Genomic DNA, 26,094 nt, shown 5'->3' on the forward strand with positions numbered 1-26,094 from the left:
CTGTTACAATGCGATCTGTCTTCTTAGAATATACATTGATAGACGTTTCCCTTAAGGATTACAGTACAACGATCCGTCGAGAGGCTGCTAATGATCGCAGCTCGACATTGAGACTTTCTTTCATCTCATCGGTCATATCGAGCAGAAGCCCATAGTGGAACATGGAGTTCTCGCTTTCCTTCTGCCATTGAATGGTGCCGGGAAACTTATGTAAATCCTCATTTAAACGGACGTGAATCGTGGCTTGGATCTGATTGGTGCCAGCGCGAAGATCCAGCCTCGTCTGAATCCGGCATCCCGACTTGCTAATATCGAGCAGTTCGACTTCTGCTAATTTACTATTAACAGCAACCTCGTTAATTTCCCTGATTTCTATCCAGCAAGGCAAGGGTGTTGTCATAGAATAACGGAAGGGTTCCGTTCTTCGTGTTGTCATTGCTACATCCTCCGTAATAGGAAATATATTCCGATTATATAGGATATTTCAGGTAAATGATATGGTTTGGCCGAGTTTGCTTAAATAATTAAATTTTTATAGGAACAACAGGATGGCAAAGGAAATTGTTGACAAGTAAATATACTTAGTGTAATCATATACCTAGTAATACTAAACACTATGTAAAGCAAGGTGATGGAATGAGCGATACGGCCAGCCAATTGAAAAAGGGCGTTCTGGAAATTCTTGTTTTGCATTTGCTGAACCGATCGGATTTATACGGCTATCAGTTAATTATTGAACTTGATATTCGCAGCCATGGATACTTTAAGATGAAGGAAGGCACGCTGTATCCGGTTCTCTATCGATTAGAGGACTCTCGCCATATTGAGAGCTATTGGGAGCGGGATGACGGCAAACGCGGGGTTAGGAGGAAATATTACCGGATCACCGCTTCCGGCCAGCGGAGGTTTGCGGAAATGCAGCAGGAATTGGCCCTGTTCTTCGGTTCCATTAAACAGGTGATGGAGGAAGATGTCTATGAACAAGATTGACGATTACGTGAGTGAGGTACTGCTTCATATTCGAGCGGATCGCCAGGTTAAACACAGAATTCGGGAGGATCTCATCGCCTCGCTGAACGAGAGAATAGCCTATGAGTCTAACCGAGAAGTGGATGATGTCATTTTCAGTCTTGGAACTCCCGCCGAAATGGCCGAAGAGTACATGGCGAACTTAGATACAAGCACAGCTTTACCTAAATTTGCGAAAGCCGTGTATGAGAAGTCGCCCTATTTTGAATATCGTTCTAAGGCTTCTTTGTGCGGGGTTCCTTGGGTTCATGTAAAGACGCGAAGATGGTATGGCAATCGTCCCGGGGTAGCTCGCGGAATCATTGCAATAGGCGATGTGTCCATCGGTTGTATCTCCCTGGGCGGTCTAGCGCTGGGAGGCATCTGTTTAGGCGGCGTGTCGGCTGGGCTATGCTCCTTTGGAGGTGTTGCCATTGCAGCTTTATTGGCAGCAGGTGGGGTGGCGGTTGGTGCGGCTGCCATTGGGGGCGTATCGATCGGGCTGATTGCCATGGGCGGTGTAGCTCTTGGCCAAGTTGCAATAGGCGGTGTAGCTGTGGGCAAATTAACTCATGAACTTAATTCACCAGTTCCGCCTCATGGTCATCTACATGGGAACTGATTAGAGAGCTGATAAATAAAGGTTTTAAATTTTAATAAGTATTCTGCAAAAAAATAAAGGTTGTTCAGAGAGCCGTACTCTTTGAACAACCTTTTGTCGTTGCAGCAGTTACTCAGATGTTAAAAGCGCTTGCTGGATATCCTCCTCCACTGCCGAAGGCTCTGTTCGAGCGCTGTATTGTTTAACTATGTTGCCGTCCCGATCAATTAGAAACTTGACGAAGTTCCATTCAATGTCTCCGGTTCGGTAAGGAGCAGGAACGTGGCTGATCAAGTATTTGTACAACGGATGGGCTTTGTCGCCCTTCACGTCGATTTTGGCGAAGAGCGGAAAGGTGACCTGATAATTCAAATCACAAAAATTTTTGATTTCCTCTTCTGTGCCTGGTTCTTGACCAGCAAATTGGTTGCAGGGAAACCCGAGAACGACCAATCCCTGATCGCTATACGCATCGTATAGTTGCTGCAGCCCTTTATATTGCGGCGTTAGTCCGCATGCGCTGGCTGTATTTACGATGAGCAGTACCTTACCCTTGTATTGTTCAAGTGTCGTAGTTTCACCATCAATGGTGCGAACCTCAATATGATATAGCTCTGACATCTTGTTATACCAAATCACAGGCTTCCGCTGGCATCCAGTGGGCGTCCTGTCCTTCCCATTTCACATTGCAGCCCAGCGGATTCGTTAGCGGCACGCTAACCGGCTGGCCGGAGGTAAGCTCAGTAAGAGCACGCTCAAGGTCATTCGTTGTCATTTTTGCAGTTTCGCGAGGGTTGTCCACTCCACGGCCCGTATAAACTAGGCGGCGTTCTCGGTCAAACACAAAGAAGTGGGGAGTGCGCAGCGCGCCATAAGCCTTGGCTACGTCTTGATCCATGTCTCGGAGGTACACCCAAGGAAAACGATGTTCTTCCATTCTGATGATCATATGCTCATAGGAATCGTCAGGATGCGTATTTTCACTGTTTGCGTTAATACCGACAAAGGCTACTCCCTTGTCTTTGAATTTATCCGCCGTTTCACGGGTCACTTCATCGGAACCGACAACGTAAGGACAGTGATTGCATGTGAAGAATACCACCAGAACATCGGCAGAGGCAAAGCTGTCTAATGAATACAAAGCTCCGTCTGTTGCCTTAAGTTCAAAATCGGGAGCCTGAGCCCCAAGCTGTAACGTAAAACTCATGTAACACGTACCTCCTCATCAATAAAAATTTGATAGATTGCGTTTCGACATGAGCTGAGCTGGTATATAGTCAGACGTCTATATTGTACTTCATTTTGGTTGAGAAGCATAATTGACAAACAAATGAAAAAGCGAGTCTTTCGACTTGGGAATGTTGGTTATTGTCGAAAAAACCCGCTTGTTATTATGTAAAAGAAGACTATGAAAATTAGGAAAAATGATTTATAGCTATTCATTTTGACTAGATTTTGTCATTGCAACAGAGCACTAAGGGTGCTTGCCAGGAATAGTAGAAGTCCCGTTCCGGTTAAGCTAATTAATAGGGTAAGTATGATCCTTATCATAATATTGGTAGATAATCGAAATACGCTGACATTGGCTGCAGCCGTTAGGATGCCGATGAGAGCCCCGATTGCTCCGCCTATGAAAATAAATATCAAGGGAAGAAAGCACCATAGCTTGGCAATGACAGGCAGTGGTTTAGTCACTTCAATAACCGAGCCGTCAACAATCAGATTAGGAACGTCTATTCCGAACAAGTCCCTTTTCCAGGTGGCTTCTATGTCTTGTCCGTCGTCCCGGCGCAAAATCATCGGTTGTTTTTTCTTGGCGGTGACTTCTTGATTGTTCACAAAAAGCCGGGCTTTTCCTCCAAATCCAGAAGTAATAACCTCCAAAGTTTGATTGGCAAATCCTGTTGGATAAATCATGTAACGCATCATATTCCTCCTAATTAAACGAAATATTTCTTTATATATATCGGGGGATAATGAGAGTTTTTTCATAGGATTTTCAGACCAATATCAAATTTTGCGAAAAATTGTTGGCGATTATTGTCGGTAAATATTTTTTAAAACTCTCCCATGGAGAGTTTACATACGTCCCAGAAGGGATACTCGCGCCCCATGCGCGAGACTCCGTTAGCCCTGCCCGGCTCTGCGCGGCGGTCTCACTCCGACGAACCCCCAAAGGGTTTCTCATCCTCTGGGCGCAAAAAAACTCTCCCATGGAGAGTTTACATACGTCCCAGAAGGGATTCGAACCCCTGACCGACGGCTTAGAAGGCCGTTGCTCTATCCAGCTGAGCTACTGGGACAAAAATATTAAAAACGCAAGCAAAAAATATTTTATCACAGCAAGCGGCTTGAAGCAATAGGTAAATTCAAATAAATTTTCCTTACATTAATAGCAGCGAAATAGAAGCGACGGCAAAGCAAGTATTTTTTTCTCCAATACGTCTATGCTATAATCTCAATTAATTGAAAATACGGAACAAAGGAGGCTGCGCATATCAGCAATTCTCGACCCGATGGAAAGGACAACATCGTTCTATTTCCCAAAACATTAGATTACTATCAAATTGAATTGACGCGGATGCTGGAAACGGAAAGATACCGTGAAGCCGTCGAGCTCTTGCAATTCTTGTTGCAGTGTCAAGGACAGGATCCCCGGCAGTATGACGAGTGGCAGGCGCTGCTCGACTGGTTAAACAGTGCCTTTCCAACCTTTGAGAAGGAGGATGCATCCGAAGAGGATTCTTATGCCGAAGAAGAGATGGCCAGGCAGCATGCCGAAGCAAAGCTGGCGGAAGACCATCTATACGCCGAGAAGCTGTTGTACGCCGTTACCGAGAAGCCTCTGTCGGAACAGACTTTTCTTGCCCTGGAGCAGCTTGTGTATCTTGACAAGGCCGAGGTGGACGAGGTGCTGATACGGTGGATTGAACATACGGAGCTCCATCCGCTGCTCCAGTATCGCGTATTTCAAACCTTACAGAGACGAGGGACGCAGGGGACGCTGACATTGAAGCGCGGCACTGAATTAGTCGAAATTGAAATTGAGGCCGTACCCTTAAAACCGGAGCAATTCCCTGCACCGATCCAAGCGGTGTTAGAAAGGGTAGGCAGTGAGACGCAGGTGCATGATCCGACGTTGTTTTATTTTGCCCAGGAGCTATGGTCGCAGTTTATTATGGCGATCTACGCTACAAAGAATTATCGTTTGATTCTGAGCGAGGAGGATGCGGTCATCGATATATGGGCGGCAGCCCTCCATTTAATGGTTTCAGAGAGTATTCCCAGCGGGAAAAGCGACGAGGATATAAGAACGCTTTATGGCATTACGGGTGATTTACGATTAAAATTTGAGCAGGCCTGTCGCTCGATGAGGCAGTTTGTGGCTGCGGGCATAGGCGGTTAATGAGTGAGAAGGATGCGTAGCAAACTCTAAGAAGCTCCTCGTTTCTGCTCTTGTAAAAACATGTATTGTTGTTTATAATATAGTGGTTATTCTGAACGTGGACATAGAGACAGCTATACTGGAACCAAGATAGCTGCTTTATCGCGATTCGGTTTCAGTATTTCAGTATAGTAATATGTGAAATTTGGAGGGGAAGGCATAAAATGAAAGCAACTTGGGAAAAAATAGAGAAGAACCTCGGCGTTCTCGAGGTTGAAGTGGAAGCAGAACGTGTATCTGCTGCACTAGATAAAGCGTTTCAAAAAGTCGTAAAGAAAGCTAACGTACCTGGATTCCGTAAAGGTAAAGTACCTCGGTCAATTTTCGAGGCGCGTTTCGGCGTTGAGTCGCTTTATCAAGATGCTATCGATATTTTGCTTCCTGAAGTTTACACTGAAGCGGTTGATCAAACAGATATTTTCCCGGTTGACCGTCCTGAAGTGGACGTTGAACAATTTGCGAAAGGACAACCTTTCAAATTCAAAGCAAAAGTTACAGTAAAACCAGAAGTTACTTTAGGCGAATACAAAGGTATCGAAGTGCCTGTAGAGCCTGTAGAAGTAACTGAAGAAGAAATCAGTCAAGAGCTCGAGCGCTTGCAGCAGCGTCATGCTGAACTTATTGTGATTGATGAAGATGCTGCGCAAAACGGCGACACTGTAGTCATCGACTTTGACGGTTCCGTAGATGGCGTTCCATTCGAAGGCGGCAAAGCAGAGCGTTATTCGCTGGAACTTGGAAGCGGCGCGTTCATTCCGGGCTTTGAAGAGCAGGTTGTCGGCTTGGCAACGGGAGACTTCAAAGATGTTACGGTAACTTTCCCTGAGACATACCATGCCGAAGAGCTGGCTAACAAAGAAGCTGTATTTAAAGTGAAAGTACATGAAATCAAACGCAAACAGCTGCCTGAGCTGGATGATGAGTTCGCAAAAGACGTCAGCGAATTCGATACACTTGATGAATACAAAGAGGATCTGAAGAAAGAACTGCTTTCCCGTAAAGAGAAAGACAGCAAAGCGGCGCGCGAAGGAATCGTCGTTGACAAAGTAAGCGAAAACGCTGAAGTTGAAATTCCTGAATCGATGATCCAAAGCGAAGTTCAGAACATGGTGCGCGATTTCGACAACCGTCTTCGTTCCCAAGGCATGAACCTCGAAATGTTCCTAAGCTTCTCCGGACAAACGATCGAGGATCTGCAAGAGCAAATGAAGGCTGATGCGGAAAAACGCGTTCGCAACAATCTTGTTCTGGAGAAAATTGCGAAGGAAGAGAACATCGTTGCTACGGAAGAAGAAGTCAACAAAGAGCTTAACGATATGGCGGAAGCGTACAAGCGCAGTCCAGAAGAAATCCGTAACATTCTTGCAGCTAACGGTTCGCTTGGCAGCTTGAATGAGGATGTAGCTCTTCGCAAAACGATTGAATTCTTGTTGGAGAACAGCAAAGAGGTTCCTGCCGAGAAGAAGGAAGAAGTTAAAGAAGAGGCTCAAGAAGAAGCAACTGAAGAATAAGATTCGCACTGAACCCGTTAGCAGCTTTTGAAGCATGCAACAGAACGAGATGTACAATGGTTAAGGCACGTATATAAGATGCGTGCCTTAATTTTTAACCTTTTTAAAATACATATATTGGCATTGCCTGACTGGACAAGACTTGAGTTATATAATACGTTCAGAAAGTCATACACTGTATCGAATGAAAAATGACATGAGCCTTTGAACGTGATAGAATATTTCTGTAAGCGTAAGAATTTGAAAAGGAAAAGAGGTTGGTCGCATGAGTCTGGTACCTATGGTCGTAGAACAAACAAGCCGGGGAGAACGCTCTTACGATATTTACTCGAGACTTCTCAAGGATCGCATTATTTTTCTCAGCAACGCGATTGACGATGATGTTGCCAATCTCGTAATAGCCCAGTTGTTGTTCTTGGCAGCGGAAGATCCTGACAAGGATATCCATCTATACATCAATTCGCCTGGTGGTTCGGTTACAGCCGGGATGGGTATATATGATACGATGCAATATATCAAACCAGACGTTTCTACAATTTGCGTAGGAATGGCTGCCAGTATGGGTTCGCTCCTGCTTACGGCAGGCGCCCCGGGTAAACGATTTGCACTACCGAATAGTGAAGTGATGATTCACCAGCCGCTTGGCGGTGTGCGCGGTCAAGCCGCAGATATTAAAATTCATGCCGAGTGGATCATTAAGACGAGAGAGAAGCTGAATCAGATTTACGTAGATCGGACGGGTCAACCCCTTGAAAAAATCGAACGCGATACAGACCGTGACTTTTTCATGAGCGCGGAAGAGGCTAAGGCCTACGGGATCATCGACCAGGTCATTAGTAAGCCGATTAATCCATAAAGGGGTGTTTACATGTTTAAATTCAACGATGAAAAAGGACAGCTGAAATGCTCATTCTGCGGCAAATCGCAGGAGCAGGTTCGGAAGCTTGTTGCCGGACCGGGCGTTTATATATGTGACGAGTGCATTGAATTGTGTACGGAGATTGTAGAAGAGGAACTTGGCCATGAAGAGGAATTGGATCTGAAGGAAATTCCTAAACCGAAGGAAATTCGCGACATTCTGGATCAATATGTCATCGGCCAGGAGCAGGCGAAGAAATCCCTATCTGTGGCGGTCTATAACCACTACAAGCGTGTCAATATTCAAGGCAAGGTTGACGACGTCGAGTTGCAGAAGAGTAATATTTTGCTGCTGGGTCCTACGGGCTCCGGTAAGACATTGCTCGCTCAGACGATGGCAAGAATATTGAATGTGCCGTTTGCGATTGCGGATGCAACTTCTCTGACGGAAGCCGGGTATGTGGGCGAAGATGTCGAGAATATTTTGCTGAAGCTGATTCAAGCTGCGGATTATGACGTGGAGAAGGCAGAACGCGGTATCATTTACATCGATGAAATTGACAAAGTGGCCCGCAAGTCTGAGAATCCATCCATTACTCGTGACGTATCCGGTGAAGGAGTGCAGCAAGCCCTTCTCAAAATACTGGAAGGTACAGTGGCATCTGTTCCTCCGCAAGGCGGACGTAAGCATCCGCATCAAGAATTCATTCAAATCGATACGACGAATATTTTGTTTATTTGCGGCGGTGCCTTTGACGGCTTGGAGCAAATGATCAAACGACGGATCGGCAAGAAGGTTATCGGTTTTAACGCGGTGAGCGAAGGACAAAAGGATCTTAAACCGGGCGAATATCTGTCCATGGTACTTCCGGAGGATTTGCTCAAGTTTGGTTTGATTCCCGAATTCGTCGGCCGTCTACCGGTTATTTCTACGCTGGAGCCGCTGGATGAGAATACACTGGTGCGCATTTTGTCTGAGCCGAAAAATGCTTTGGTGAAGCAATATCAGAAGCTGCTTGAGCTTGATAATGTGAACCTGTCCTTTGAACCGAAAGCGCTAGAAGCGATTGCCCAAGAGGCGATTAAACGAAATACGGGGGCGCGCGGCCTACGCGCGATCATTGAAGGCATTATGCTTGATTTGATGTATGAAGTGCCTTCACGCGAAGACATTACGGACTGCGTCATTACTGAGAAGGTCGTTCAGGATAAGACCGTTCCTGAGCTTCAGCCGAAGAAGAATAAAAAGCAAGAAGAGAGCGCATAAGGCTTAGCGGCCGAATACGCCACAAAATAGATGTCTAGTCCTCCACCTTTGCGAGAGTCGCGTCAAGCTTACGCGTTTGCTTGCAGGGGTGGAGCTTTGACGTTATGGGAGAGACTTGAAATGACATTCTTGAGACAAGATACCCGGCCGGTCAAAGTTGGTAATCTAACGATCGGCGGCAGTGATGAAGTAATCATTCAGAGCATGTGCACGACCAAGACAGCAGATGTAGCCGCGACAGTGGCGGAGATTCTTCGACTCGAGGAAGCTGGCTGCCAGTTGGTTCGCGTGACCGTGAATAATGAAGAGGCTGCTGCGGCGATCAAGGAAATCAAGAAGCAAATTCATATACCGCTTGTGGCTGATATTCATTTTAACTATAAACTAGCTCTGCTGGCGATTGAGAACGGCATTGATAAAGTCCGTATTAACCCAGGGAACATTGGGCGGAGAGAAAAGGTCGAAGCCGTCGTCAAAGCCTGTAAGGAGAAAGGCATTCCGATTCGTATTGGAGTGAACGCTGGTTCCCTTGAAAATCATTTGCTCGAAAAGTATGGCTATCCTACCCCGGAAGCGATGGTAGAGAGTGCATTGTTCCACATCGGAATTTTGGAAGAGCTTGATTTTCACGATATCATTGTGTCGCTCAAAGCATCCGACGTACCGATGGCTATTGCTGCCTACTCCAAAGCGGCCGAGGTCATTCCTTATCCGCTGCATCTTGGCATTACTGAGGCAGGGACGTTGTTTTCGGGCACCGTTAAAAGCGCTGCTGGTATAGGTGCGCTGTTATCGATGGGCATTGGTTCTACGCTTCGCATTTCCTTGAGCGCTGATCCTGTAGAAGAAGTGAAGGTCGCTCGGGAACTGCTTAAGACCTTTGGTTTAATTTCGAACGCTGCCACCTTGGTTTCCTGTCCGACCTGCGGCCGTTTGGACATCGATCTGTTTGCGATCGCCAACGAAGTAGAGGATTATATAGCCAATCTAAAAGTACCGATTAAAGTGTCTGTGCTTGGCTGCGCGGTGAATGGGCCAGGTGAAGCGCGTGAAGCCGATATCGGGATTGCCGGAGCACGCGGCGAAGGTCTCCTGTTCCGTTACGGGGAAATGATTCGCAAAGTGCCGGAAGCGGATTTGGTATCGGAATTGAAGAAAGAAATCGACCACATCGTGGAAGTCTATGAAGCAACAGGGGAAATTCCCGGCCGTAAAGAGCATCGGGCGGCTAACGCTAAGGCATAAGCAATCAATGGGCATTAATTAGGTATAATACCGGGGGGCTAAGCGGGCTGCCTGCATATAGTTCTCAAATAGTATGAGCATCATCCAAGCATGGCTAAGTTTTTGAGTTAAATATGCGTTAGTAGAAAGCGCCAGATAAGCAACAGAAACCGTAAACTGTACACAGTGCAGTTTACGGTTTTTTGATTTTTTATGATTGTGGGGCACATTGTATTTATAAGCTTCCTTCTATCACGGGGGATTTTTAGCCCATTGGGAACTTCATGTTAGTCGTAGATCTCTCTATTCATAGTAGCTCCGTTCAACAGCAGTTGGCGTTACAGGTAATTTGACGAAATGCATGACAACGAAATGCATTTTACACAGTTAGTTAACCTCTTTTCTTCGAAAATACTTGTGCTGGATGGAGAAATACATTTAAAACACCTTGATCTTGTCGCGTCTCCTTATGCCAATTTAAGTCAGATTGTAATTGTCTAAAGTCAGTCAGATCCGCAACGCACTGAAGAAATTCCGCCAGTCGAGCTCTAATTCTTAAGTAAGCAATGAAGAAGAACGTTATTCTTAATTACATTTTTAGCTTACATTTGCGTTTTATGAAGAACGAATAGGGCAATACTACCATGTATCAGTAAAAGTGTGGGAGGCTCTGTGTGATGGAACTAAATGTGATTTTGATGTCTGTTCAGATGTTTTTTGCCGTGGTGATCGGTCTTTATTTTTGGAATCAACTTCGTAGCCAGAGGGGAAATCGCACCGCGGTAGATAGAGAATCGCGGAAAGAGATGGAGAAGCTGCGCAAATTGCGGGCGGTTTCATTGACGAAGCCATTGGCGGAGCGTACCCGTCCCGCTACAATGAATGACATCGTCGGTCAGAAGGATGGGCTTCGGGCACTTAAGGCAGCATTGTGTAGCGCTAATCCCCAGCATGTCATTATTTATGGCCCGCCAGGGGTCGGCAAGACAGCTGCGGCTAGAGTAGTGATGGAGGAAGCGAAAAAAAATCCGATATCTCCATTTAAAGCTGACGCCAAGTTTATTGAAATGGATGCGACGATTGCCAGGTTTGATGAGAGGGGGATTGCCGATCCGCTCATCGGGTCGGTACATGATCCGATTTATCAAGGGGCGGGCGCTATGGGGGTTGCGGGAATTCCCCAGCCGAAACCGGGTGCGGTGACGAAGGCGCATGGCGGCATCCTGTTTATTGACGAAATTGGGGAGCTTCATTCCATTCAAATGAATAAAATGTTAAAGGTGCTTGAGGATCGCAAGGTATATCTGGAAAGTGCCTACTATAATTCTGAGGACTCCGGGACTCCGGCGTATATCCACGATATATTCCAAAATGGATTGCCTGCCGATTTTCGCTTAGTTGGAGCGACGACGAGGTCTTCGCATGAAATACCTCCGGCTCTTCGCTCACGCTGCATGGAAATTTACTTCCGTCCGCTGCTGCCGGATGAGATCGCACAAATTGCTGAGGATGCGGTAAAAAGAATCGGCTTCCAGCCCTGTCCCGAGGCGATCGAGGTTATCAAGAAATTCGCGACCAATGGGCGGGAAGCCGTTAATATGGTTCAGCTTGCCGCAGGTCTTGCTTTGACCGAACAGCGTGACCATTTGCTTGCCTCGGATCTGGAATGGGTTGCTACAAGCAGTCAGCTTGCACCGCGCCCGGATCGTAAAATCAATGAGCAATCGGAAATCGGTGTAGTTAATGGGCTTGCCGTATATGGGCCTAATATGGGGACATTGCTGGACATTGAAGCTACGGCTGTCCCCGTCCAGAAAGGCAAGGGCGTCTACACCATCACGGGTGTGGTCGATGAGGAAGAGATTGGCGGCGGCAACCGGACGCTGCGGCGGAAGAGCATGGCCAAAGGCTCGGTGGAGAATGTGCTGACTGTATTGAAAAGCATCGGACTCCATCCGGCAAACTATGATCTTCACATCAATTTTCCCGGAGGAACGCCGATCGACGGCCCTTCCGCTGGAATGGCTATAGCTACAGCGATTGCTTCGGCGATCAAGCGAGTGCCTGTAGATAATCGGATTGCGATGACAGGCGAGCTTGGCATACACGGGAAAGTGAAGCCAGTCGGCGGAGTGGTCGCCAAGGTCGAAGCAGCTTTTCAAGCAGGAGCGACAACCGTGCTCATTCCTAAGGATAACTGGCAGACGCTATTTGAAGGCCTGCAGGGATTAAGGGTCATTCCGGTAGAATCGATATCGGAGGTATTCCGCCATGTATTTGGAGCAGAAGCAGAGAAGAATTTTGACCTGTCGCTAAGCGGGGATTCTTTCGTTCCGGCACCGGCTCCGTTTCTTCACGCAGAATCCCCGCGAGGAGGCACGCTTTAGTTTTAGTCCTAGGAGGTCTAAAAGTTCCGCATTGAAATCTGCATGGATAGAGCCCTAAGTCTACTCTCAATGGATTCCGTTTGGAGAGGAGTCCTAGGTCTTTTCTTAACGGATTCTGCTTCAATGGGAGTCTAGGTCTATTCGTGTCGAAACCTGCTGGAATAGAAGTCCTAGGTGTATCCGCATCAAAATTTGCTTGGAATCTGACCCGCAGCTAGGCATCGCTGGGGCTTATTAGAGGGCTTTACAGTCGGAATAGCTTACAGGGGCGGCTGCATGTAGCAGCCGCTCTTCGTTGGTGTTTTCAAGAAACATTTGCTAAAATAGGACTAATATCTAACGAGAACGTTTGGAGGTGCGAAAGCGATGGGATCCCTTAAATCCAAAAGCCGTCGTTTTCCTTTGTTGCCCTTACGCGGTCTTCTCGTCTATCCGAGCATGGTTTTGCATTTGGATGTAGGCCGGGAGAAATCCGTTAAGGCATTGGAAAAAGCGATGGTAGACGACAATTTGATTCTCCTCTGTTCTCAATCCGAAGTGAACATTGAAGAGCCGACCCAGGAAGATATTTTTCGTATTGGTACAGTTGCGAAAGTTCGGCAGATGCTGAAGCTCCCTAACGGAACGATCCGTGTACTTGTTGAAGGAGTCGAACGCGCCGAAATTATTGAATATTTGGACAATGATGAGCATTACGAGGTGCTTGCGCAGGAGCGTCCTGAAGAGGAAAGACTTGATCCTGAGGTGGATGCGCTGATGCGTACCGTATTGACTCAATTCGAACATTACATTAATTTGTCCAAAAAAGTCACGCCGGAGACGTTGGCCGCAGTGTCTGATATTGAAGAGGCTGGGCGTCTGGCGGATGTCATCACAAGCCACTTGTCGCTTAAGATCAAGGATAAACAGGAAATTCTAGAAACGATCGATGTAAGAAAACGGCTGGAGAAGCTGCTGGATATTTTGAACAATGAGCGTGAGGTGCTGGAACTGGAGCGCAAGATCAGCCAGCGCGTCAAGAAGCAAATGGAGAAGACGCAGAAGGAATACTATTTGCGCGAACAGATGAAGGCGATCCAGAAGGAACTCGGCGAGAAGGAAGGCCGTACGGGCGAAGTAGAGGAACTTCGCGCCCAACTGGTGGAGAAGAATCCGCCGGAGCATGTTCAAGAGAAGATCGAGAAAGAAATCGACCGGCTTGAGAAAATGCCTGCTAGCTCTGCGGAAGGCGGTGTCATTCGCAACTATGTTGATTGGCTGCTTAGTTTGCCTTGGCACGAGAGAACAGAAGACGACCTTGATCTGGCCAAAGCAGAGCAAGTGCTTAACGAGGATCATTACGGCCTGGATAAGCCGAAGGAGCGCGTGCTGGAGTATTTGGCCGTGCAGAAGCTGGTGAAGAAGCTTAAAGGGCCGATACTCTGTCTAGTCGGGCCGCCAGGAGTCGGAAAGACCTCGCTAGCTCGCTCGATTGCAAGATCGCTTGGTCGGGAATTCGTGCGGATTTCATTGGGTGGCGTAAGGGATGAAGCCGAAATTCGCGGCCATCGCCGCACTTATGTGGGAGCGATGCCGGGTCGTATCATTCAAGGCATGAAAACGGCAGGCACGTTGAATCCCGTATTCCTGCTTGATGAAATCGATAAAATGGCTTCCGATTTTCGCGGTGACCCTTCTTCGGCACTGCTTGAAGTGCTTGATCCCGAGCAGAACAATACGTTTAGCGACCACTTTATTGAACTGCCTTTCGACTTGTCGAACGTGATGTTCGTAACGACAGCGAATGCGGTGCATAACATTCCCCGTCCGCTGCTGGATCGGATGGAAATGCTCTATATTCCGGGATACACCGAACTGGAGAAGCTGCAGATCGCTTCCCGTTATCTGCTTCCCAAGCAGAAGCGAGATCATGGGCTCGCCCCGGAGCAGCTGGAGATTAGTGAGGAAAGCTTGCTTCGTACAATTCGGGAATATACTCGGGAATCGGGCGTGCGTAACTTGGAGCAGCAGGTCGCAGCTTTATGCCGCAAAGCAGCCAAGAAAATCGTATCCGAGAACGTGGAGAGCATTGTCATTGAACCTGATGAGATCAAGGACTATCTGGGCGTTCCGAAATACAGGTACGGCGTGGCGGATCTGGAGGATCAAATCGGCACCGTAACAGGTCTGGCCTGGACGGAAGTCGGCGGTGAAACCCTCGTGATCGAGGTAACGGTCGTTCCGGGAACCGGGAAGCTCACCTTGACCGGCAAACTTGGCGATGTGATGAAGGAGTCGGCTCAAGCCGCATTCAGCTACACAAGATCAAGAGCCGCAGAGCTGAATATCCCGCTTGATTTCCATGAGAAGAACGATATTCACATTCATATTCCAGAAGGAGCCATACCGAAAGACGGCCCTTCCGCCGGCATTACGATAGCCACGGCGTTGATTTCCGCGCTGACGAACCGCTTCGTCTCCAAAGATGTCGCGATGACCGGAGAAATCACGCTGCGTGGACGTGTGCTGCCGATCGGCGGCTTGAAAGAAAAGTCGCTGGCAGCCCACCGGGCCGGGTATAAGAAAATACTGCTGCCTAAAGATAATGAACGCGATTTGCGCGATATCCCGGACAGTGTGAAGGAAGACGTTGTATTTGTCCCTGTGTCCCATATGGATCAGGTGCTGGAACACGCCCTCGTAGACCAATCCGGGATCCATTAGAGAGGAATTTTAACGTATGAAAGTAACGAATGCAGAATTTGTGATCAGTGCGGTACGCCCTGATCAATATCCAGGAGACGCCCTGCCGGAAATTGCTCTGGCCGGGCGCTCCAACGTTGGCAAATCATCGCTGATCAACCGGATGATTAACCGCAAGAACCTGGCGCGAACCAGTTCGACGCCGGGAAAGACGCAGCAATTGAACTATTATCGCATTAACGATCAATTGTATTTCGTCGATTTACCAGGCTACGGATATGCCAAGGTATCGAAGACACAGCGTCAGGTATGGGGGCAGATGATCGAGAAGTACTTGCTAGAGAGGGATCGCCTGAAGCTGATCCTTCTTGTCATTGATTTAAGGCATCCCCCGACGAAAGACGATGAAATGATGTATGATTGGCTGAAGCATTACGACCTGCCGATTTGCGTGGTCGGCACGAAGGCGGATAAAATACCGAAATCGCGCTGGCAGAAGCATATTAAAATTATTAAGGAGTCACTTGTTCTGCGAGCGAGGGATGAGTTTGTCATGTTCTCTTCGGAAGAGGGGATCGGCAAGGACGAGCTCTGGAGCCATATCAGCCGCCATATTCTACAAGAGGAACAGGCGGCAGAGAAGGACGTTCAAGAATGAAAAATTAATAATAATCGGTGGATGATAAAGGGATTTGAAGAAGTTTCAGCAGGAAAGTGAGCATGCAGGGGGATTTTTGCAGCTGAGAACGGATTAATCCGTTTTTTTCTGAAATATGGCGGGAATTCACGTTTTGAACGCTGAGCAATACCTTGAATGAGTAGTGTATAATTATGATTAAGGATTGCTAAAAGAATTGAGGAGATTTTTATGGCTCAGCGGTTAGCCACAGAATATGTTAATGCCAGTTTACGATTGTCGGAAGTTCAGATGTCCCAGTTTATTCACAAGGTATATGATCCTCATGTGCGCCAGCGGGTTAAGGTATTGGATAATGGCGGCCAAGAGGTGGTGCTGGAGGATGATAGCGGAGAAGAAGTTCATCTGCCTTTTGACCGTAAGGACGGATATTATGTCTGTGAATTGTCTTTCCGCTTGGAAAAACCCCATTTAACCAATGTTATGCGATTGTTGTTTGCTGCTTTCAAAGGCTCGGGCATGGTTACACGCATTTATAACGGATTCATGATGATGTATTATTATCAAGAGGGTCGTGTACGTAAAATCGTAGAGTATTCACGTGATTCCTACAAGTTGATCTATGAGCATAAGGATACGGTCGGCGAGCTTCAGCGCATATATCGCAATAATGATGTCGAGCGGGAAATTGAATGGATTCATCGTGATGTGAACGCCCTGTTGGATCAGCGCTTTGTTGCACAAGACTCCGCGGAACTGCAGCGGATTGACGGAGAACTGCGCAAGCATACCCGTCGATTGTTCGTTCTCGAAGCCTAAACGGCTATAAATAATAAATTATAGACGGCTGTCACCAGGGACAAGGAAATGACATAAAGTGGTAAGGAAGGCTACCCTAAAGCTAGGGTAGTTTTCTTTTCCGGCAAACAAACAAAACTTTTTTTGCGAAAAGTGTTGCATTTGTTACGGATAGATGGTATTTTTAATCTCGTTGAAAAGAATATAGGAACCAGGATTCACTCAGGACATGGAGATGTTGCGAGAGATTTTTCCCTCGGGAAGTGAATGACGTAGGTCCTAGCGGATGAAATTTTTTCAAACATTTTATTCCTAGGAAGGGGGAGCCGAAGGATGGAATATTCAACTTTCGGAAGACACGTTGCTGTTGATACTTGGGGAGTCGACTTTGAGGTACTGAACAATGCAGAGCTATTGCAAGCTCATTTGGTGGAAGCTGCTGAATCTTGTGGAGCCACGGTATTGTCCGTGCAATCCAAACAGTTCGAACCGCAAGGTGCGACGGTACTTGTGTTGTTGTCGGAGAGCCATCTCTCGATTCATACGTATCCTGAGAGAGGGTTTGCTGCTATTGATTGCTATACTTGTGGGGAGACAGTTGATCCGCAATTGGCAATCGATTACCTGGTGTCCGTATTGAAGCCGGAGAAAGTGTACGCGAAGAAGATCATTCGCGGGATGGGTGAACTTGAGGTTGTAACGCCGGATATGAATCAAGTGGAGTTCGTATAAAGAAGAAATCAAAGACTCAGTGGTTTCGTAACTCATAGTTTGCGGAAAATTGGGCACAATAAGATAACCATGGAGCAATTCCATGGTTATTTGTTTTTTTGCGGAATAACCTGGATATTTTCATAAAGAGTTCATAAAAGGCTCATCAAACGATCAGGTAATCTGCTATTCGTGTGATATAATTAACATAGTTTGTTTTCGAATGATGGTATGACATCTTAATAAGGCAGGTGAACTTGCAATGCACATCGTCGTAGTCGGGTTGAACTATCGAACAGCGCCTGTGGAAGTCAGAGAACGTTTTACTTTTGCCGAACGGGATTTGCCGCAAGCGTTGCAAGAGTTGAAACGCACCAAGAGTGTATTGGAAGGCGTCATTATAGCAACCTGCAACAGAACGGAAATTTATGTCGTCGTTGACCGTTTGCATATGTGCGGCTACTTTATCCGCAGCTTTATGGAACAATGGTTCGGGATTCCGAGACAAGAGTTTACCCAGCATTTGTATATGTATGAGGATGATCAAGCCATTCGCCATTTATTCCGGGTCGCATGCGGCCTTGATTCCATGGTGCTTGGCGAGACGCAAATACTAGGTCAGGTTCGCAGCTCCTTTTTGCTATCTCAAAGCGAGAAGGCTACAGGTACATGGTTTAACATGCTCTTTAAACAGGCGATAACTCTTAGCAAAAGAGCCCATTCAGAAACGGCGATCGGCGAGAGCGCCGTATCGGTGAGCTATGCCGCCGTTGAGCTCGGCAAACGGGTCTTCGGCAGCTTCGAGGGCAAGAAGGTGCTTATCCTTGGCGCAGGCAAAATGAGCGAGCTTACGGCGAAGCATCTAAGCGGAGGCGGTGCAGCTGAAGTATTGGTTGCCAATCGAACTTTCGGCCGTGCCCAGGAGTTGGCCGCCAAATTTGACGGCATTCCCTGCTCGATGCAGGAAGCGATGCAGCGATTGCAGGATATTGATATTCTAATTAGTTCTACTGGGGCGGATGGCTATGTAATTACATCGTCCCAAGTTCAAAACGGTATGAAGCAGCGGCCGGAGCGGCCACTGTTTATTATAGATATAGCTGTGCCTCGCGATATTGATCCTTCGATAGGAGAGCTCGATAATGTGTTCCTGTACGATATCGACGACCTGGAAGGAATCGTTGAGAGCAATATGGAAATGCGCCGCAGCGAAGCTCTCAAAATCGATTGGATGATTGAAGAGGAGATGGGTGTATTCGCCAACTGGCTGCAGACACTGGGAGTTAGACCGGTGATTCGCGCCCTTCAGGAGAAGTCGTCTTCGATTCACGAGAGCACGATGGAAAGTCTGTTCAATAAGCTGCCTGAGCTGGATGAACGGCAGCGTAAGGTCATTCGTCGCTTGACCAAGAGTATCGTGAATCAAATGATGCATGATCCGATTAACCGGATCAAAGAGCTTGCGGGAGAAGAGCAGGGCGCGGATGCGCTTGAGATGTTCACGCAAATATTTGCGCTGGAAGAGCAGCTTGAAGCGCTGTCCGAATCCTCTGCTTCAAAGGATAAGCAGATTGATGCGATCCAAGAAGCTCCTTCCCAGGAACAAAAGGAGAAGAAGAAAGAGCCGTTATTGGAAGAGGAGCCTGCTCTTTCACTCGTGCAAGTGTCAGTATAAAACGATACGCATTTCTAGATCTTCATCCTTGAATATATGCCGGGATCATATTTGTATGCCCTGAGCCTTCTGTTTTATTTCTCGTATTGCATTAGGGTGCAATCCGGAAACGGAGGGTGCAGGGCATTTTTGATTTGCGGGAGGCTAGCCCCAGGCGGCTTGCAGTTAAACATAATTCAACCGGGGAACGTGGCAAAATAAAGGATGGTAGGTTATGCTATTATCAATATAAAATCACGATAAAATAAGATTCTTTTTCCATGTTTGGATTGAGGAGTGGTAGCCATGGCTATGCCGCATTATATACCTGTGATGCTGAACTGTGCGGGAAGACGCTGCGTCGTCGTGGGCGGCGGGAAAATTGCCGAGAGAAAAGTAAGTGCGCTGCTGGCCTCATCGGCGGAAACGATTGTGATTAGTCCCTTGCTAACCCCTTATCTGACGTCCTGTTATGAGAAGGGACAGATATATTGGGTAGAGCGGGGATACCGGGAAGGGGATTTGCAGGGGGCTTTTGTAGCCTATGCGGCTACGGATAATGGCCAGATTAATAAAGCCGTCGTAGCGGAAGCAGAATGCCGGGGAGTGCCTGTGAATGATACCAGTGACGGGGCGAGAGGCTCTTTTATAACACCAGCCTCGCTTCGCAGGGGCGGCCTTATCGTCGCGGTGTCAACATCCGGTGCAGGCCCTGCGGTTTCCAAGAGGCTATGTCAGGAAGTAGATGCGATGTTTGGAGAGCATTACGAGGCTTATATAGATTTTTTGAGTAAGATGAGGATACAGATTAAAGAGCGCGTGCCGGATCAGGGCAAACGCCAGCTGTTATTTAAAGCGCTAGCTGAAATGGATTTATTGACACAAATTCGTGAGGAATGCTTTCGTCCTTGGAGTGTAGCTGAAATGACTTCGTGGATTGAGACATATCGGGAGGAATGAAGATGAGGAAACGAACGATTGTTGTTGGAACGAGACAAAGTCAATTGGCGCTGACGCAAACAGGCCAGGTCATTGATGCGCTGAAGGGAATCTGCGAGGAGCATGGGCTGCCCTATGATTTTGAAATCCGTAAAATTGTGACCAAAGGTGATCGCATTCTGGATGTGACTTTATCGAAGGTCGGGGGTAAAGGCTTATTCGTCAAGGAAATCGAGCAAGCGATGCTCAGCGGCGAGATTGATATGGCGGTACATAGCATGAAGGATATGCCATCCGAGCTGCAGGACGGCCTCACCACCGGCGCAATTCCGCGCAGGGTAGATCCTCGGGATGCGCTCATTTCAAGGAATGGCTTGAGTCTGGATGAGCTTCCGGAGGGAGCGAAAATCGGTACTAGCAGTCTACGCCGCTCCAGTCAATTGAAGAAGCATCGCCCAGATCTTAAACTGGAATGGATCAGGGGCAATATCGATTCCAGGCTTCGTAAATTGGAGACGGAAGGCTTTGACGCCATTATTCTTGCCGCAGCAGGTTTATACCGAATGGGCTGGGAGGAGCGGATCACCTCTTTTTTGCCGGTAGACATATGTTTGCCTGCTGTTGGCCAGGGCGCGCTTGGTATTGAATGCCGTGAGAATGATGAAGAGGTTCGTCATCTTCTCTCGTTGTACAACGACCCGGATACCGAGTTGACCGTTACAGCAGAGCGTCAATTCCTTCGCGTATTGAACGGGGGCTGCCAGGTGCCGATAGGGGCGTATGCTACGCTGGTACGGGATAAGACCGGGAAGGCCGGAGCCGGAGGGGGAGCAGGACATATCGAATTGACGGGTATGGTAGGGACTCCGGACGGACGGCTTGTTCTAAAGGATATCTTGATCGGGGAGGATCCGCTGAAGCTGGGCGAAGAAGTCGCGGGCAAGCTGATCTCCAGAGGAGCAGACGAAATTTTGGCGGAAGTCAGGGAGTGAGTGATGGGGATGGCTGGCAAGGTATATTTAGTCGGGGCGGGACCCGGTGATGCGAGATTGATTACAGTGAAGGGATTGCAGTGTCTGGAGAAGGGCGATGTCGTCGTATACGACCGTCTGGCCAACCCTAGCTTGCTGAGGAAGATGAAGCGCGGGGCGGAGAAAATATATGTGGGCAAGCTGCCGGATCGTCACACGATGAAGCAGGAAGAGATTAATCAGCTGCTTGTGGATTTGGCGCTGACGGGGAAGACCGTTGTCCGCCTCAAGGGCGGAGATCCCACGATCTTTGGACGGGTGGGCGAAGAGGCTGAGCTGCTGCGCAAACATGGCATCCCTTATGAAATTGTGCCTGGAATTACGGCGGCGATTTCGGTGCCTGCATATGCGGGTATCCCGGTGACTCATCGGGATATGGCTTCCTCCCTTTCTATTATTACCGGGCATGAGAGCCCGGAAAAACTGGACAAGTCCATCAACTGGGAGAAGGTGACGAATGCTACGGGGACGCTTGTTTTTATGATGGGCGTAGCCAAAATAGGCTATATCAGCAGACAGCTCATTACCTACGGCAGGTCTCCCGACACACCGATCGCTCTGGTACGCTGGGGAACGCGGGCGGAGCAGGCAACCTTGACCGGGACGCTGGAGGACATTGAACGCAAAGTGCTGGAGGCCAATTTTCAGCCCCCGGCTGTCATTGTTGTAGGCGACGTCGTAACGCAGCGCGAGCATTTGAAGTGGGCGGAGTCCCTCCCTTTGTTCGGCAAACGCATACTTGTTACTCGCGCCAGGAGCCAAGCCAGCGAGCTTGCCGCGCAAATCGAGGACTTAGGCGGCGAGCCGTATGAATTCCCTGTGATCGATATACAATTGCCTCAGGATGAGAAGCGGATTGCCTATACAAATGCGGCATTGAGCCGTCTAGAGGCGTATGATTGGGTGTTCTTCACAAGTGTCAACGGGGTAGAGTATTTCTTTACGCACTTGGAAAAACTGGGACAAGACATTCGTTCGCTTCATCGTGCAAGAATCGCCGCGGTTGGCCCGGCAACGAAGGAAGCTTTGCGCTCCCGCGGGATTGCCGCCGAGGAACTGCCTGGGCAATTCCAGGCCGAGGGCATGTTCGAGGCATATGGCAATGAGATGCTCGCCGGCCAGCAGGTGCTGCTGCCGCGCGGGGATCTAGGCCGCAACTTTCTGCCGGAGATGCTGCGGGAGAAGGGAGTAACCGTCACCGATGCGGTCGTTTATGAGAACGTCCCTGCCAGCGAAGACGACGATGAGCTGCTGAAGCTCATCGAGGAGGGCGGCATTCATGTCGTGACCTTCACCAGCTCGTCTACCGTAAAAAACCTTGTTGCAGCCTTGAAAGGAATGGGGCTTGCAGACCCGGTTCAAGCTTTGTCCGGCGCTACGATTGCCTGTATCGGCCCGCTTACCGCGCAAACCGCGAGAGATGTCGGCTTCAAGGTCGATATCATGGCTGAGGAGTCCACGATCAACAGCCTCGTCCAATCTCTTTGTGATTGGCGGGCCAGCCAGCGGGATTAATTGGCACTAAGGCGGGTTATCATAAATTCCACTTTTTGCATCTCAGTAAGCGTATCTCTGAAGGGGACAGCGCCTTCTATAGCTGACGTAACTTCATATACAATTAAATGAACTCCACCCACCCAACAGTAGGCGCGCCTAACGTAGAGCGGGCCCGTCAGGGCGGCAAGCGGCTGGATCGCATGCAGCTGCTCGGGGGCATCTCCCGTTCCAAAGTTGAGCAGCATGTTTGCCCAGGTTACCCAGGGGCGCCAAAAGTAAGGCGTACCCGAAGGGGGAAAAGTGTGCCAAGCACAGACTAAGCGCATCCCCGTTAGGGGAAAGCGATGCAGGAGCGCCTCTATCACACCTACGTTACCCCACCTGCGGGAGTCCAGAGGGCGCGGCCCCTGGAGCCCTCCCTTAAGACAAGGGAGGGGTTGGGTGGGTCGGGATCAATCGAAAGGATGAGCAGCACCATGACATTTCCAATTGTAAGACATCGCCGTTTGCGGCAATCGGCTGCGATTCGCGGCATGGTTCGCGAAACGGTAATCACGGTCGACGACTTCGTGCAACCGATATTCGTTGCCTACGGCAGCGGCGTGAAGAACGAAATATCATCTATGCCGGGCGTGTATCATTTTTCATTGGATCGATTGCAGGAGGAAGTGAAGGAAATTGTCGATCTTGGCATTCCTGCAGTCCTTCTTTTTGGCATACCAGAGCAAAAGGACAGCGTAGGAACGTCGGCATTTGTGGAGAATGGCATCGTTCAAGAGGCAACTCGATTGATTAAATCATGGTATCCCGATTTGCTGGTCATTGCCGATACATGCTTATGCGAGTTTACGGATCACGGTCATTGCGGCATGGTTCATACCTTTGAACGGGACGGGCATGTTTGCGGCGATGTACTGAATGACGAATCCCTGGAGCTGTTAGTCAAGACTGCCGTATCGCAGGCTCAAGCGGGCGCGGACATTATCGCTCCATCGAACATGATGGACGGATTCGTACAAGCCATTCGTTCCGGATTGGATGAAGCGGGCTTCACCCACGTGCCGATCATGTCGTATTCCGTGAAATACGCCTCCGCATTCTATGGCCCATTCCGGGAAGCTGCGGACTCGGCGCCGCAATTCGGCGACCGCAAGACATATCAGATGGACCCGGCAAATGTGCGCGAGGCGCTGCGCGAAGCGGAGACGGATGTACTCGAAGGTGCGGACATGCTCATGGTGAAGCCGGCACTCGCTTACATGGATGTCATTCGGATGCTTCGGGATCAGTTTGACCAGCCGATTGTCGCCTACAATGTAAGCGGCGAATATTCGATGGTCAAGGCTGCTGCCCGTCAAGGCTGGATTAGCGAGCGGGCTATTGTCAGCGAAATGCTGCTGGGGATGAAGCGGGCCGGTGCTGACATTATTATTACGTACTTTGCCAAAGACATGGCCAGTTGGTTGCGCGAAGGGAAGTAGAGCGCCCTTATAAATAGCTGAATAATCTAACGCAGATCACAGATCAATGATGAAGCAGGGAGTGTGACGTCAATGAGTACAACTATAGGACGCAATGGGGAAGAATTATCTCATCAAGCTTTTGAAGAAGCGAAAAAGGTGCTGCCTGGCGGAGTGAACAGTCCGGTGCGCGCGTTCAAATCCGTTGGGCTTACGCCGATCTATATGGATCGCGGGGTTGGCTCGCATATTTACGATATCGATGGAAATAGCTATATCGATTATGTGGGTTCATGGGGCCCGTTAATTATGGGGCATGCGCATCCTGAGGTCGTAAACGCTCTGCAGGAGACGGCCGCAAAAGGGACGAGCTTTGGGGCGCCTACTCTGCTGGAGACGCAAATGGCGCAGCTTGTTGTCGAGCGCGTGCCATCGATCGAGATCGTCCGAATGGTCAATTCCGGTACGGAAGCAACGATGAGTGCGATACGGCTGGCTCGCGGGTACACGGGACGCAACAAAATCATGAAATTTGAAGGCTCCTACCATGGCCATGCCGATAGCCTGCTGATTAAAGCTGGCTCTGGCGTAGCTACTCTTGGTCTTCCGGACAGTCCGGGCGTGCCTGAAGGCGTAGCATCGAATACGATTACCGTCCCTTATAACGATTTGGAATCCGTTCAGTTGGCCTTTGAACGCTTCGGAGAAGAGATCGCAGGCGTAATTGTAGAGCCGATCGCAGGGAATATGGGCGTCGTTCCGCCGCAGCCTGGATTTCTGGAAGGCTTGCGCCGCATTACGACAGAATATGGAAGTCTGCTTATTTTTGATGAAGTCATGACCGGTTTCCGTGTCCATCTGCACTCTGCGCAAGGATTGTACGGAGTGACGCCGGATTTAACCTGTCTGGGTAAAGTGATCGGCGGGGGGCTGCCGGTTGGCGCCTATGGCGGCAAACGTGAAATTATGGAACAAATTGCACCGTCCGGGCCAATCTATCAGGCCGGAACGCTGAGCGGCAATCCATTGGCTATGATTGCTGGGTTCACTACGTTGTCATTGCTGACACCGGAGGTCTATGAGCGGCTAGAGCTATTGTCAGCCAAGCTTCAGGCGGGTCTTGAAGCCAATGCGAAGGAAGCGGGGATTCCGAGCGTAATTAACCGTGTAGGTTCTATGGTTTGCCCATTCTTTACGGATGAGCAGGTCGTTAACTATGATACGGCTAAGAGCAGCGACTTGGATTTGTTCCGCCGTTATTTTGCGGCAATGGTGCAAGAGGGAATCAACATCGCCCCATCTCAGTTCGAGGGCATGTTTGTCTCTGGCGTTCATAGCGAGGAGGACATCGGCTCCACGATCGAGGCGCATCGTCGTGCGCTGCAGAAGCTGTGAGTTCTCAGCTTATGGGGCAAAGACGGGGAGAATGGCTGGAGCTGATGCCCGGCAAGCTGTCTTCGCCGGAAGGCGGCGACCGCTTTAACGCTGCTTTAGCTTGGCTGGAAGGCGTATTAGGCCTTCCCCCCAAGCTGCAGCGCACGCTTGAAGCTGAGCAGGGCATCAAGCTGGCGGGGGATCGCCTGCGTTTGCGGCTTTTCCCGCCGAGGATTTCGCAGTATGAGCCAATGCAGCCAAAGCATCCGTTAAAGATATTGTTCGAGGATGATTTTTGCCTCGTCGTACATAAGCCGGCAGGAGTCAAGGTGCATCCGGATGGTCAAAGCCATCAGCCTACTTTGGCTAATATGGTGGCAGCAATCTATTCGGAACGCGGGGAGCAGATTGCTCCTCAGCATATTCATAGGCTCGACGAATTCACGTCTGGCCCGGTGCTCTATGCCAAGAATGTTTATTCCCAGCTTAAGCTGGATGCAGCGATGGGGCGCAAAGAAATCGGCAGAGTCTACGTTGCCTTTGTTCAGGGGTTGGTAAGTCCTTCGCTACGTATGATTGATGCACCAATTGGCAAGGATCGTCATCATAAATCACGACGGCGCGTATCCCCGTCGGGCCAACGAGCAGTAACTCATGTGGAGCTGATAGAGGCCTATACAGATGCTAGTCTCGTTCGTCTGACGCTGGAGACTGGACGTACTCATCAGATTCGCGTTCACATGAGTCATGCGGGCCATCCACTCATCGGAGACGCTTTATACGGAGGGAGCACGAAGCACCTGTCCTATCAAGCGCTTCATGGCGAGAGCCTGAGCTTCGCGCATCCGCTGACAGGGGAGAATCTGTCTGTGTCAGATCCTTGGCCTTTAGGCTGGAGTACGCTGCAAAAGCAGCTGCAAAGCTAACTTCTAGTAAAATAGATTATGTACGGGATGCCTGATGAAGACAGATTGATCGGTAAAAAGCAGGCATGCACTCCTTTTTTAAGC

24 protein-coding genes and 1 tRNA gene are annotated in these 26,094 nt (G+C 48.9%); 19 read left to right on the plus strand and 6 right to left on the minus strand.

The features are described 5' to 3' along the window. Positions 1-58 precede the first annotated feature (58 nt). Positions 59-436, minus strand: coding sequence for a PilZ domain-containing protein (locus CZ379_RS11270; RefSeq protein WP_110931715.1), 378 nt, complete (start codon positions 434-436; stop codon positions 59-61). Between the two features lie 200 nt (positions 437-636). Between CZ379_RS11270 and CZ379_RS11275 the strand changes: the two genes are divergently transcribed. Both CZ379_RS11275 and CZ379_RS11280 read left to right on the plus strand, forming a co-directional pair. After that, complete coding sequence (locus CZ379_RS11275; RefSeq protein ID WP_110931716.1) at positions 637-990, plus strand: PadR family transcriptional regulator; 354 nt, start codon at positions 637-639, stop codon at positions 988-990. After that, on the plus strand, positions 977-1,630 hold the full coding sequence (locus tag CZ379_RS11280) for a hypothetical protein (RefSeq protein ID WP_110931717.1): 654 nt from the start codon (positions 977-979) through the stop codon (positions 1,628-1,630). The genes CZ379_RS11275 and CZ379_RS11280 overlap by 14 nt, the downstream gene beginning before the upstream one ends. 108 nt (positions 1,631-1,738) lie before the next feature. Here CZ379_RS11280 and CZ379_RS11285 read toward each other — a convergent pair whose 3' ends face one another. The 4 genes from CZ379_RS11285 to CZ379_RS11300 all read right to left on the minus strand — a co-directional run bounded on the left by CZ379_RS11285 (position 1,739) and on the right by CZ379_RS11300 (position 3,912). Continuing rightward, positions 1,739-2,230 (minus strand): glutathione peroxidase, encoded by a 492-nt coding sequence (locus tag CZ379_RS11285; RefSeq protein ID WP_110934332.1) that lies wholly within the window; start codon positions 2,228-2,230, stop codon positions 1,739-1,741. Positions 2,231-2,234: 4 nt separating this feature from the next. Then, the gene (locus CZ379_RS11290; protein WP_110931718.1) at positions 2,235-2,816 is read right to left on the minus strand and encodes a thioredoxin family protein; all 582 of its coding nucleotides are present in this window, start codon (positions 2,814-2,816) and stop codon (positions 2,235-2,237) included. 251 nt (positions 2,817-3,067) lie between these two features. Next, the gene (locus tag CZ379_RS11295) at positions 3,068-3,535 is read right to left on the minus strand and encodes a hypothetical protein (RefSeq protein ID WP_110931719.1); all 468 of its coding nucleotides are present in this window, start codon (positions 3,533-3,535) and stop codon (positions 3,068-3,070) included. A 303-nt stretch (positions 3,536-3,838) separates the two neighbouring features. Then, positions 3,839-3,912, minus strand: a tRNA-Arg gene (locus CZ379_RS11300). Positions 3,913-4,190: 278 nt separating this feature from the next. Between CZ379_RS11300 and CZ379_RS11305 the strand changes: the two genes are divergently transcribed. From CZ379_RS11305 to cobA, 14 genes are all read left to right on the plus strand, one after another. Beyond that, positions 4,191-5,015 carry a hypothetical protein gene (locus CZ379_RS11305; RefSeq protein WP_234404888.1) on the plus strand — a complete coding sequence of 275 codons (825 nt, stop codon included), beginning with the start codon at positions 4,191-4,193 and terminating at the stop codon, positions 5,013-5,015. Between the two features lie 203 nt (positions 5,016-5,218). Further along, positions 5,219-6,565 carry a trigger factor gene (tig, locus tag CZ379_RS11310; RefSeq protein ID WP_110931721.1) on the plus strand — a complete coding sequence of 449 codons (1,347 nt, stop codon included), beginning with the start codon at positions 5,219-5,221 and terminating at the stop codon, positions 6,563-6,565. Positions 6,566-6,830: 265 nt separating this feature from the next. Then, a complete protein-coding gene (gene clpP / locus CZ379_RS11315; RefSeq protein WP_055105578.1) occupies positions 6,831-7,421 on the plus strand; it encodes an ATP-dependent Clp endopeptidase proteolytic subunit ClpP in 591 nt (196 codons plus the stop codon). Positions 7,422-7,433: 12 nt separating this feature from the next. After that, positions 7,434-8,690 (plus strand): ATP-dependent protease ATP-binding subunit ClpX, encoded by a 1,257-nt coding sequence (clpX, locus tag CZ379_RS11320; protein WP_110931722.1) that lies wholly within the window; start codon positions 7,434-7,436, stop codon positions 8,688-8,690. A 120-nt stretch (positions 8,691-8,810) separates the two neighbouring features. After that, positions 8,811-9,935: a flavodoxin-dependent (E)-4-hydroxy-3-methylbut-2-enyl-diphosphate synthase gene (ispG, locus tag CZ379_RS11325; protein ID WP_110931723.1), complete on the plus strand. Its 1,125-nt coding sequence runs from the start codon at positions 8,811-8,813 to the stop codon at positions 9,933-9,935. A 656-nt stretch (positions 9,936-10,591) separates the two neighbouring features. Continuing rightward, positions 10,592-12,301, plus strand: a complete 1,710-nt coding sequence (gene lonB / locus CZ379_RS11330; RefSeq protein ID WP_110931724.1) for an ATP-dependent protease LonB — start codon at positions 10,592-10,594, stop codon at positions 12,299-12,301. 366 nt (positions 12,302-12,667) lie between these two features. Continuing rightward, positions 12,668-15,004: an endopeptidase La gene (gene lon, locus CZ379_RS11335; protein ID WP_110931725.1), complete on the plus strand. Its 2,337-nt coding sequence runs from the start codon at positions 12,668-12,670 to the stop codon at positions 15,002-15,004. Positions 15,005-15,020: 16 nt separating this feature from the next. Continuing rightward, entirely contained in the window at positions 15,021-15,641 is a 621-nt protein-coding gene (yihA, locus tag CZ379_RS11340; RefSeq protein WP_110931726.1) for a ribosome biogenesis GTP-binding protein YihA/YsxC, read from the plus strand. A 210-nt stretch (positions 15,642-15,851) separates the two neighbouring features. After that, the gene (locus CZ379_RS11345; RefSeq protein WP_110931727.1) at positions 15,852-16,439 is read left to right on the plus strand and encodes a non-ribosomal peptide synthetase module; all 588 of its coding nucleotides are present in this window, start codon (positions 15,852-15,854) and stop codon (positions 16,437-16,439) included. Positions 16,440-16,751: 312 nt separating this feature from the next. Next, positions 16,752-17,150: an adenosylmethionine decarboxylase gene (gene speD, locus CZ379_RS11350; RefSeq protein ID WP_110931728.1), complete on the plus strand. Its 399-nt coding sequence runs from the start codon at positions 16,752-16,754 to the stop codon at positions 17,148-17,150. A 241-nt stretch (positions 17,151-17,391) separates the two neighbouring features. After that, the gene (gene hemA, locus CZ379_RS11355; RefSeq protein ID WP_110931729.1) at positions 17,392-18,804 is read left to right on the plus strand and encodes a glutamyl-tRNA reductase; all 1,413 of its coding nucleotides are present in this window, start codon (positions 17,392-17,394) and stop codon (positions 18,802-18,804) included. A gap of 285 nt (positions 18,805-19,089) precedes the next feature. Further along, on the plus strand, positions 19,090-19,743 hold the full coding sequence (locus tag CZ379_RS11360) for a precorrin-2 dehydrogenase/sirohydrochlorin ferrochelatase family protein (protein ID WP_234404889.1): 654 nt from the start codon (positions 19,090-19,092) through the stop codon (positions 19,741-19,743). A 2-nt stretch (positions 19,744-19,745) separates the two neighbouring features. Then, positions 19,746-20,714, plus strand: a complete 969-nt coding sequence (gene hemC, locus CZ379_RS11365) for a hydroxymethylbilane synthase (RefSeq protein ID WP_110931731.1) — start codon at positions 19,746-19,748, stop codon at positions 20,712-20,714. 9 nt (positions 20,715-20,723) lie between these two features. Continuing rightward, complete coding sequence (gene cobA / locus CZ379_RS11370) at positions 20,724-22,268, plus strand: uroporphyrinogen-III C-methyltransferase (RefSeq protein ID WP_110934333.1); 1,545 nt, start codon at positions 20,724-20,726, stop codon at positions 22,266-22,268. Here cobA and CZ379_RS26640 read toward each other — a convergent pair. Continuing rightward, complete coding sequence (locus CZ379_RS26640; protein WP_110931732.1) at positions 22,265-22,615, minus strand: hypothetical protein; 351 nt, start codon at positions 22,613-22,615, stop codon at positions 22,265-22,267. The two genes, cobA and CZ379_RS26640, sit on opposite strands and share 4 nt — an antisense overlap. Positions 22,616-22,726: 111 nt before the next feature. On the opposite strand from CZ379_RS26640, the gene hemB reads away from it, so the two are divergent. The 3 genes from hemB (at position 22,727) to CZ379_RS11390 (ending at position 26,010) form a co-directional block, all read left to right on the plus strand. After that, complete coding sequence (gene hemB, locus CZ379_RS11380) at positions 22,727-23,731, plus strand: porphobilinogen synthase (protein WP_110931733.1); 1,005 nt, start codon at positions 22,727-22,729, stop codon at positions 23,729-23,731. A gap of 72 nt (positions 23,732-23,803) precedes the next feature. Further along, complete coding sequence (hemL, locus tag CZ379_RS11385) at positions 23,804-25,105, plus strand: glutamate-1-semialdehyde 2,1-aminomutase (RefSeq protein ID WP_110931734.1); 1,302 nt, start codon at positions 23,804-23,806, stop codon at positions 25,103-25,105. An 11-nt stretch (positions 25,106-25,116) separates the two neighbouring features. Then, a complete protein-coding gene (locus CZ379_RS11390; RefSeq protein WP_234404890.1) occupies positions 25,117-26,010 on the plus strand; it encodes an RluA family pseudouridine synthase in 894 nt (297 codons plus the stop codon). Positions 26,011-26,094 lie beyond the last annotated feature (84 nt).

The organism is Paenibacillus bouchesdurhonensis, assembly GCF_900155685.1.
Taxonomy (GTDB): Bacteria; Bacillota; Bacilli; order Paenibacillales; family Paenibacillaceae; genus Fontibacillus; species Fontibacillus bouchesdurhonensis.

What these genes read in the sequence shown, in the direction of transcription:
- CZ379_RS11270 (WP_110931715.1), bottom strand. Translation starts at nt 436, where the DNA reads ATGACAACACGAAGAACGGAACCCTTCCGTTATTCTATGACAACACCC.
- CZ379_RS11275 (WP_110931716.1), top strand. Translation starts at nt 637, where the DNA reads ATGAGCGATACGGCCAGCCAATTGAAAAAGGGCGTTCTGGAAATTCTT.
- CZ379_RS11280 (WP_110931717.1), top strand. Translation starts at nt 977, where the DNA reads ATGAACAAGATTGACGATTACGTGAGTGAGGTACTGCTTCATATTCGA.
- CZ379_RS11285 (WP_110934332.1), bottom strand. Translation starts at nt 2,230, where the DNA reads ATGTCAGAGCTATATCATATTGAGGTTCGCACCATTGATGGTGAAACT.
- CZ379_RS11290 (WP_110931718.1), bottom strand. Translation starts at nt 2,816, where the DNA reads ATGAGTTTTACGTTACAGCTTGGGGCTCAGGCTCCCGATTTTGAACTT.
- CZ379_RS11295 (WP_110931719.1), bottom strand. Translation starts at nt 3,535, where the DNA reads ATGCGTTACATGATTTATCCAACAGGATTTGCCAATCAAACTTTGGAG.
- CZ379_RS11305 (WP_234404888.1), top strand. Translation starts at nt 4,191, where the DNA reads ATGCTGGAAACGGAAAGATACCGTGAAGCCGTCGAGCTCTTGCAATTC.
- tig (WP_110931721.1), top strand. Translation starts at nt 5,219, where the DNA reads ATGAAAGCAACTTGGGAAAAAATAGAGAAGAACCTCGGCGTTCTCGAG.
- clpP (WP_055105578.1), top strand. Translation starts at nt 6,831, where the DNA reads ATGAGTCTGGTACCTATGGTCGTAGAACAAACAAGCCGGGGAGAACGC.
- clpX (WP_110931722.1), top strand. Translation starts at nt 7,434, where the DNA reads ATGTTTAAATTCAACGATGAAAAAGGACAGCTGAAATGCTCATTCTGC.
- ispG (WP_110931723.1), top strand. Translation starts at nt 8,811, where the DNA reads ATGACATTCTTGAGACAAGATACCCGGCCGGTCAAAGTTGGTAATCTA.
- lonB (WP_110931724.1), top strand. Translation starts at nt 10,592, where the DNA reads ATGGAACTAAATGTGATTTTGATGTCTGTTCAGATGTTTTTTGCCGTG.
- lon (WP_110931725.1), top strand. Translation starts at nt 12,668, where the DNA reads ATGGGATCCCTTAAATCCAAAAGCCGTCGTTTTCCTTTGTTGCCCTTA.
- yihA (WP_110931726.1), top strand. Translation starts at nt 15,021, where the DNA reads ATGAAAGTAACGAATGCAGAATTTGTGATCAGTGCGGTACGCCCTGAT.
- CZ379_RS11345 (WP_110931727.1), top strand. Translation starts at nt 15,852, where the DNA reads ATGGCTCAGCGGTTAGCCACAGAATATGTTAATGCCAGTTTACGATTG.
- speD (WP_110931728.1), top strand. Translation starts at nt 16,752, where the DNA reads ATGGAATATTCAACTTTCGGAAGACACGTTGCTGTTGATACTTGGGGA.
- hemA (WP_110931729.1), top strand. Translation starts at nt 17,392, where the DNA reads ATGCACATCGTCGTAGTCGGGTTGAACTATCGAACAGCGCCTGTGGAA.
- CZ379_RS11360 (WP_234404889.1), top strand. Translation starts at nt 19,090, where the DNA reads ATGGCTATGCCGCATTATATACCTGTGATGCTGAACTGTGCGGGAAGA.
- hemC (WP_110931731.1), top strand. Translation starts at nt 19,746, where the DNA reads ATGAGGAAACGAACGATTGTTGTTGGAACGAGACAAAGTCAATTGGCG.
- cobA (WP_110934333.1), top strand. Translation starts at nt 20,724, where the DNA reads ATGGCTGGCAAGGTATATTTAGTCGGGGCGGGACCCGGTGATGCGAGA.
- hemB (WP_110931733.1), top strand. Translation starts at nt 22,727, where the DNA reads ATGACATTTCCAATTGTAAGACATCGCCGTTTGCGGCAATCGGCTGCG.
- hemL (WP_110931734.1), top strand. Translation starts at nt 23,804, where the DNA reads ATGAGTACAACTATAGGACGCAATGGGGAAGAATTATCTCATCAAGCT.
- CZ379_RS11390 (WP_234404890.1), top strand. Translation starts at nt 25,117, where the DNA reads ATGGGGCAAAGACGGGGAGAATGGCTGGAGCTGATGCCCGGCAAGCTG.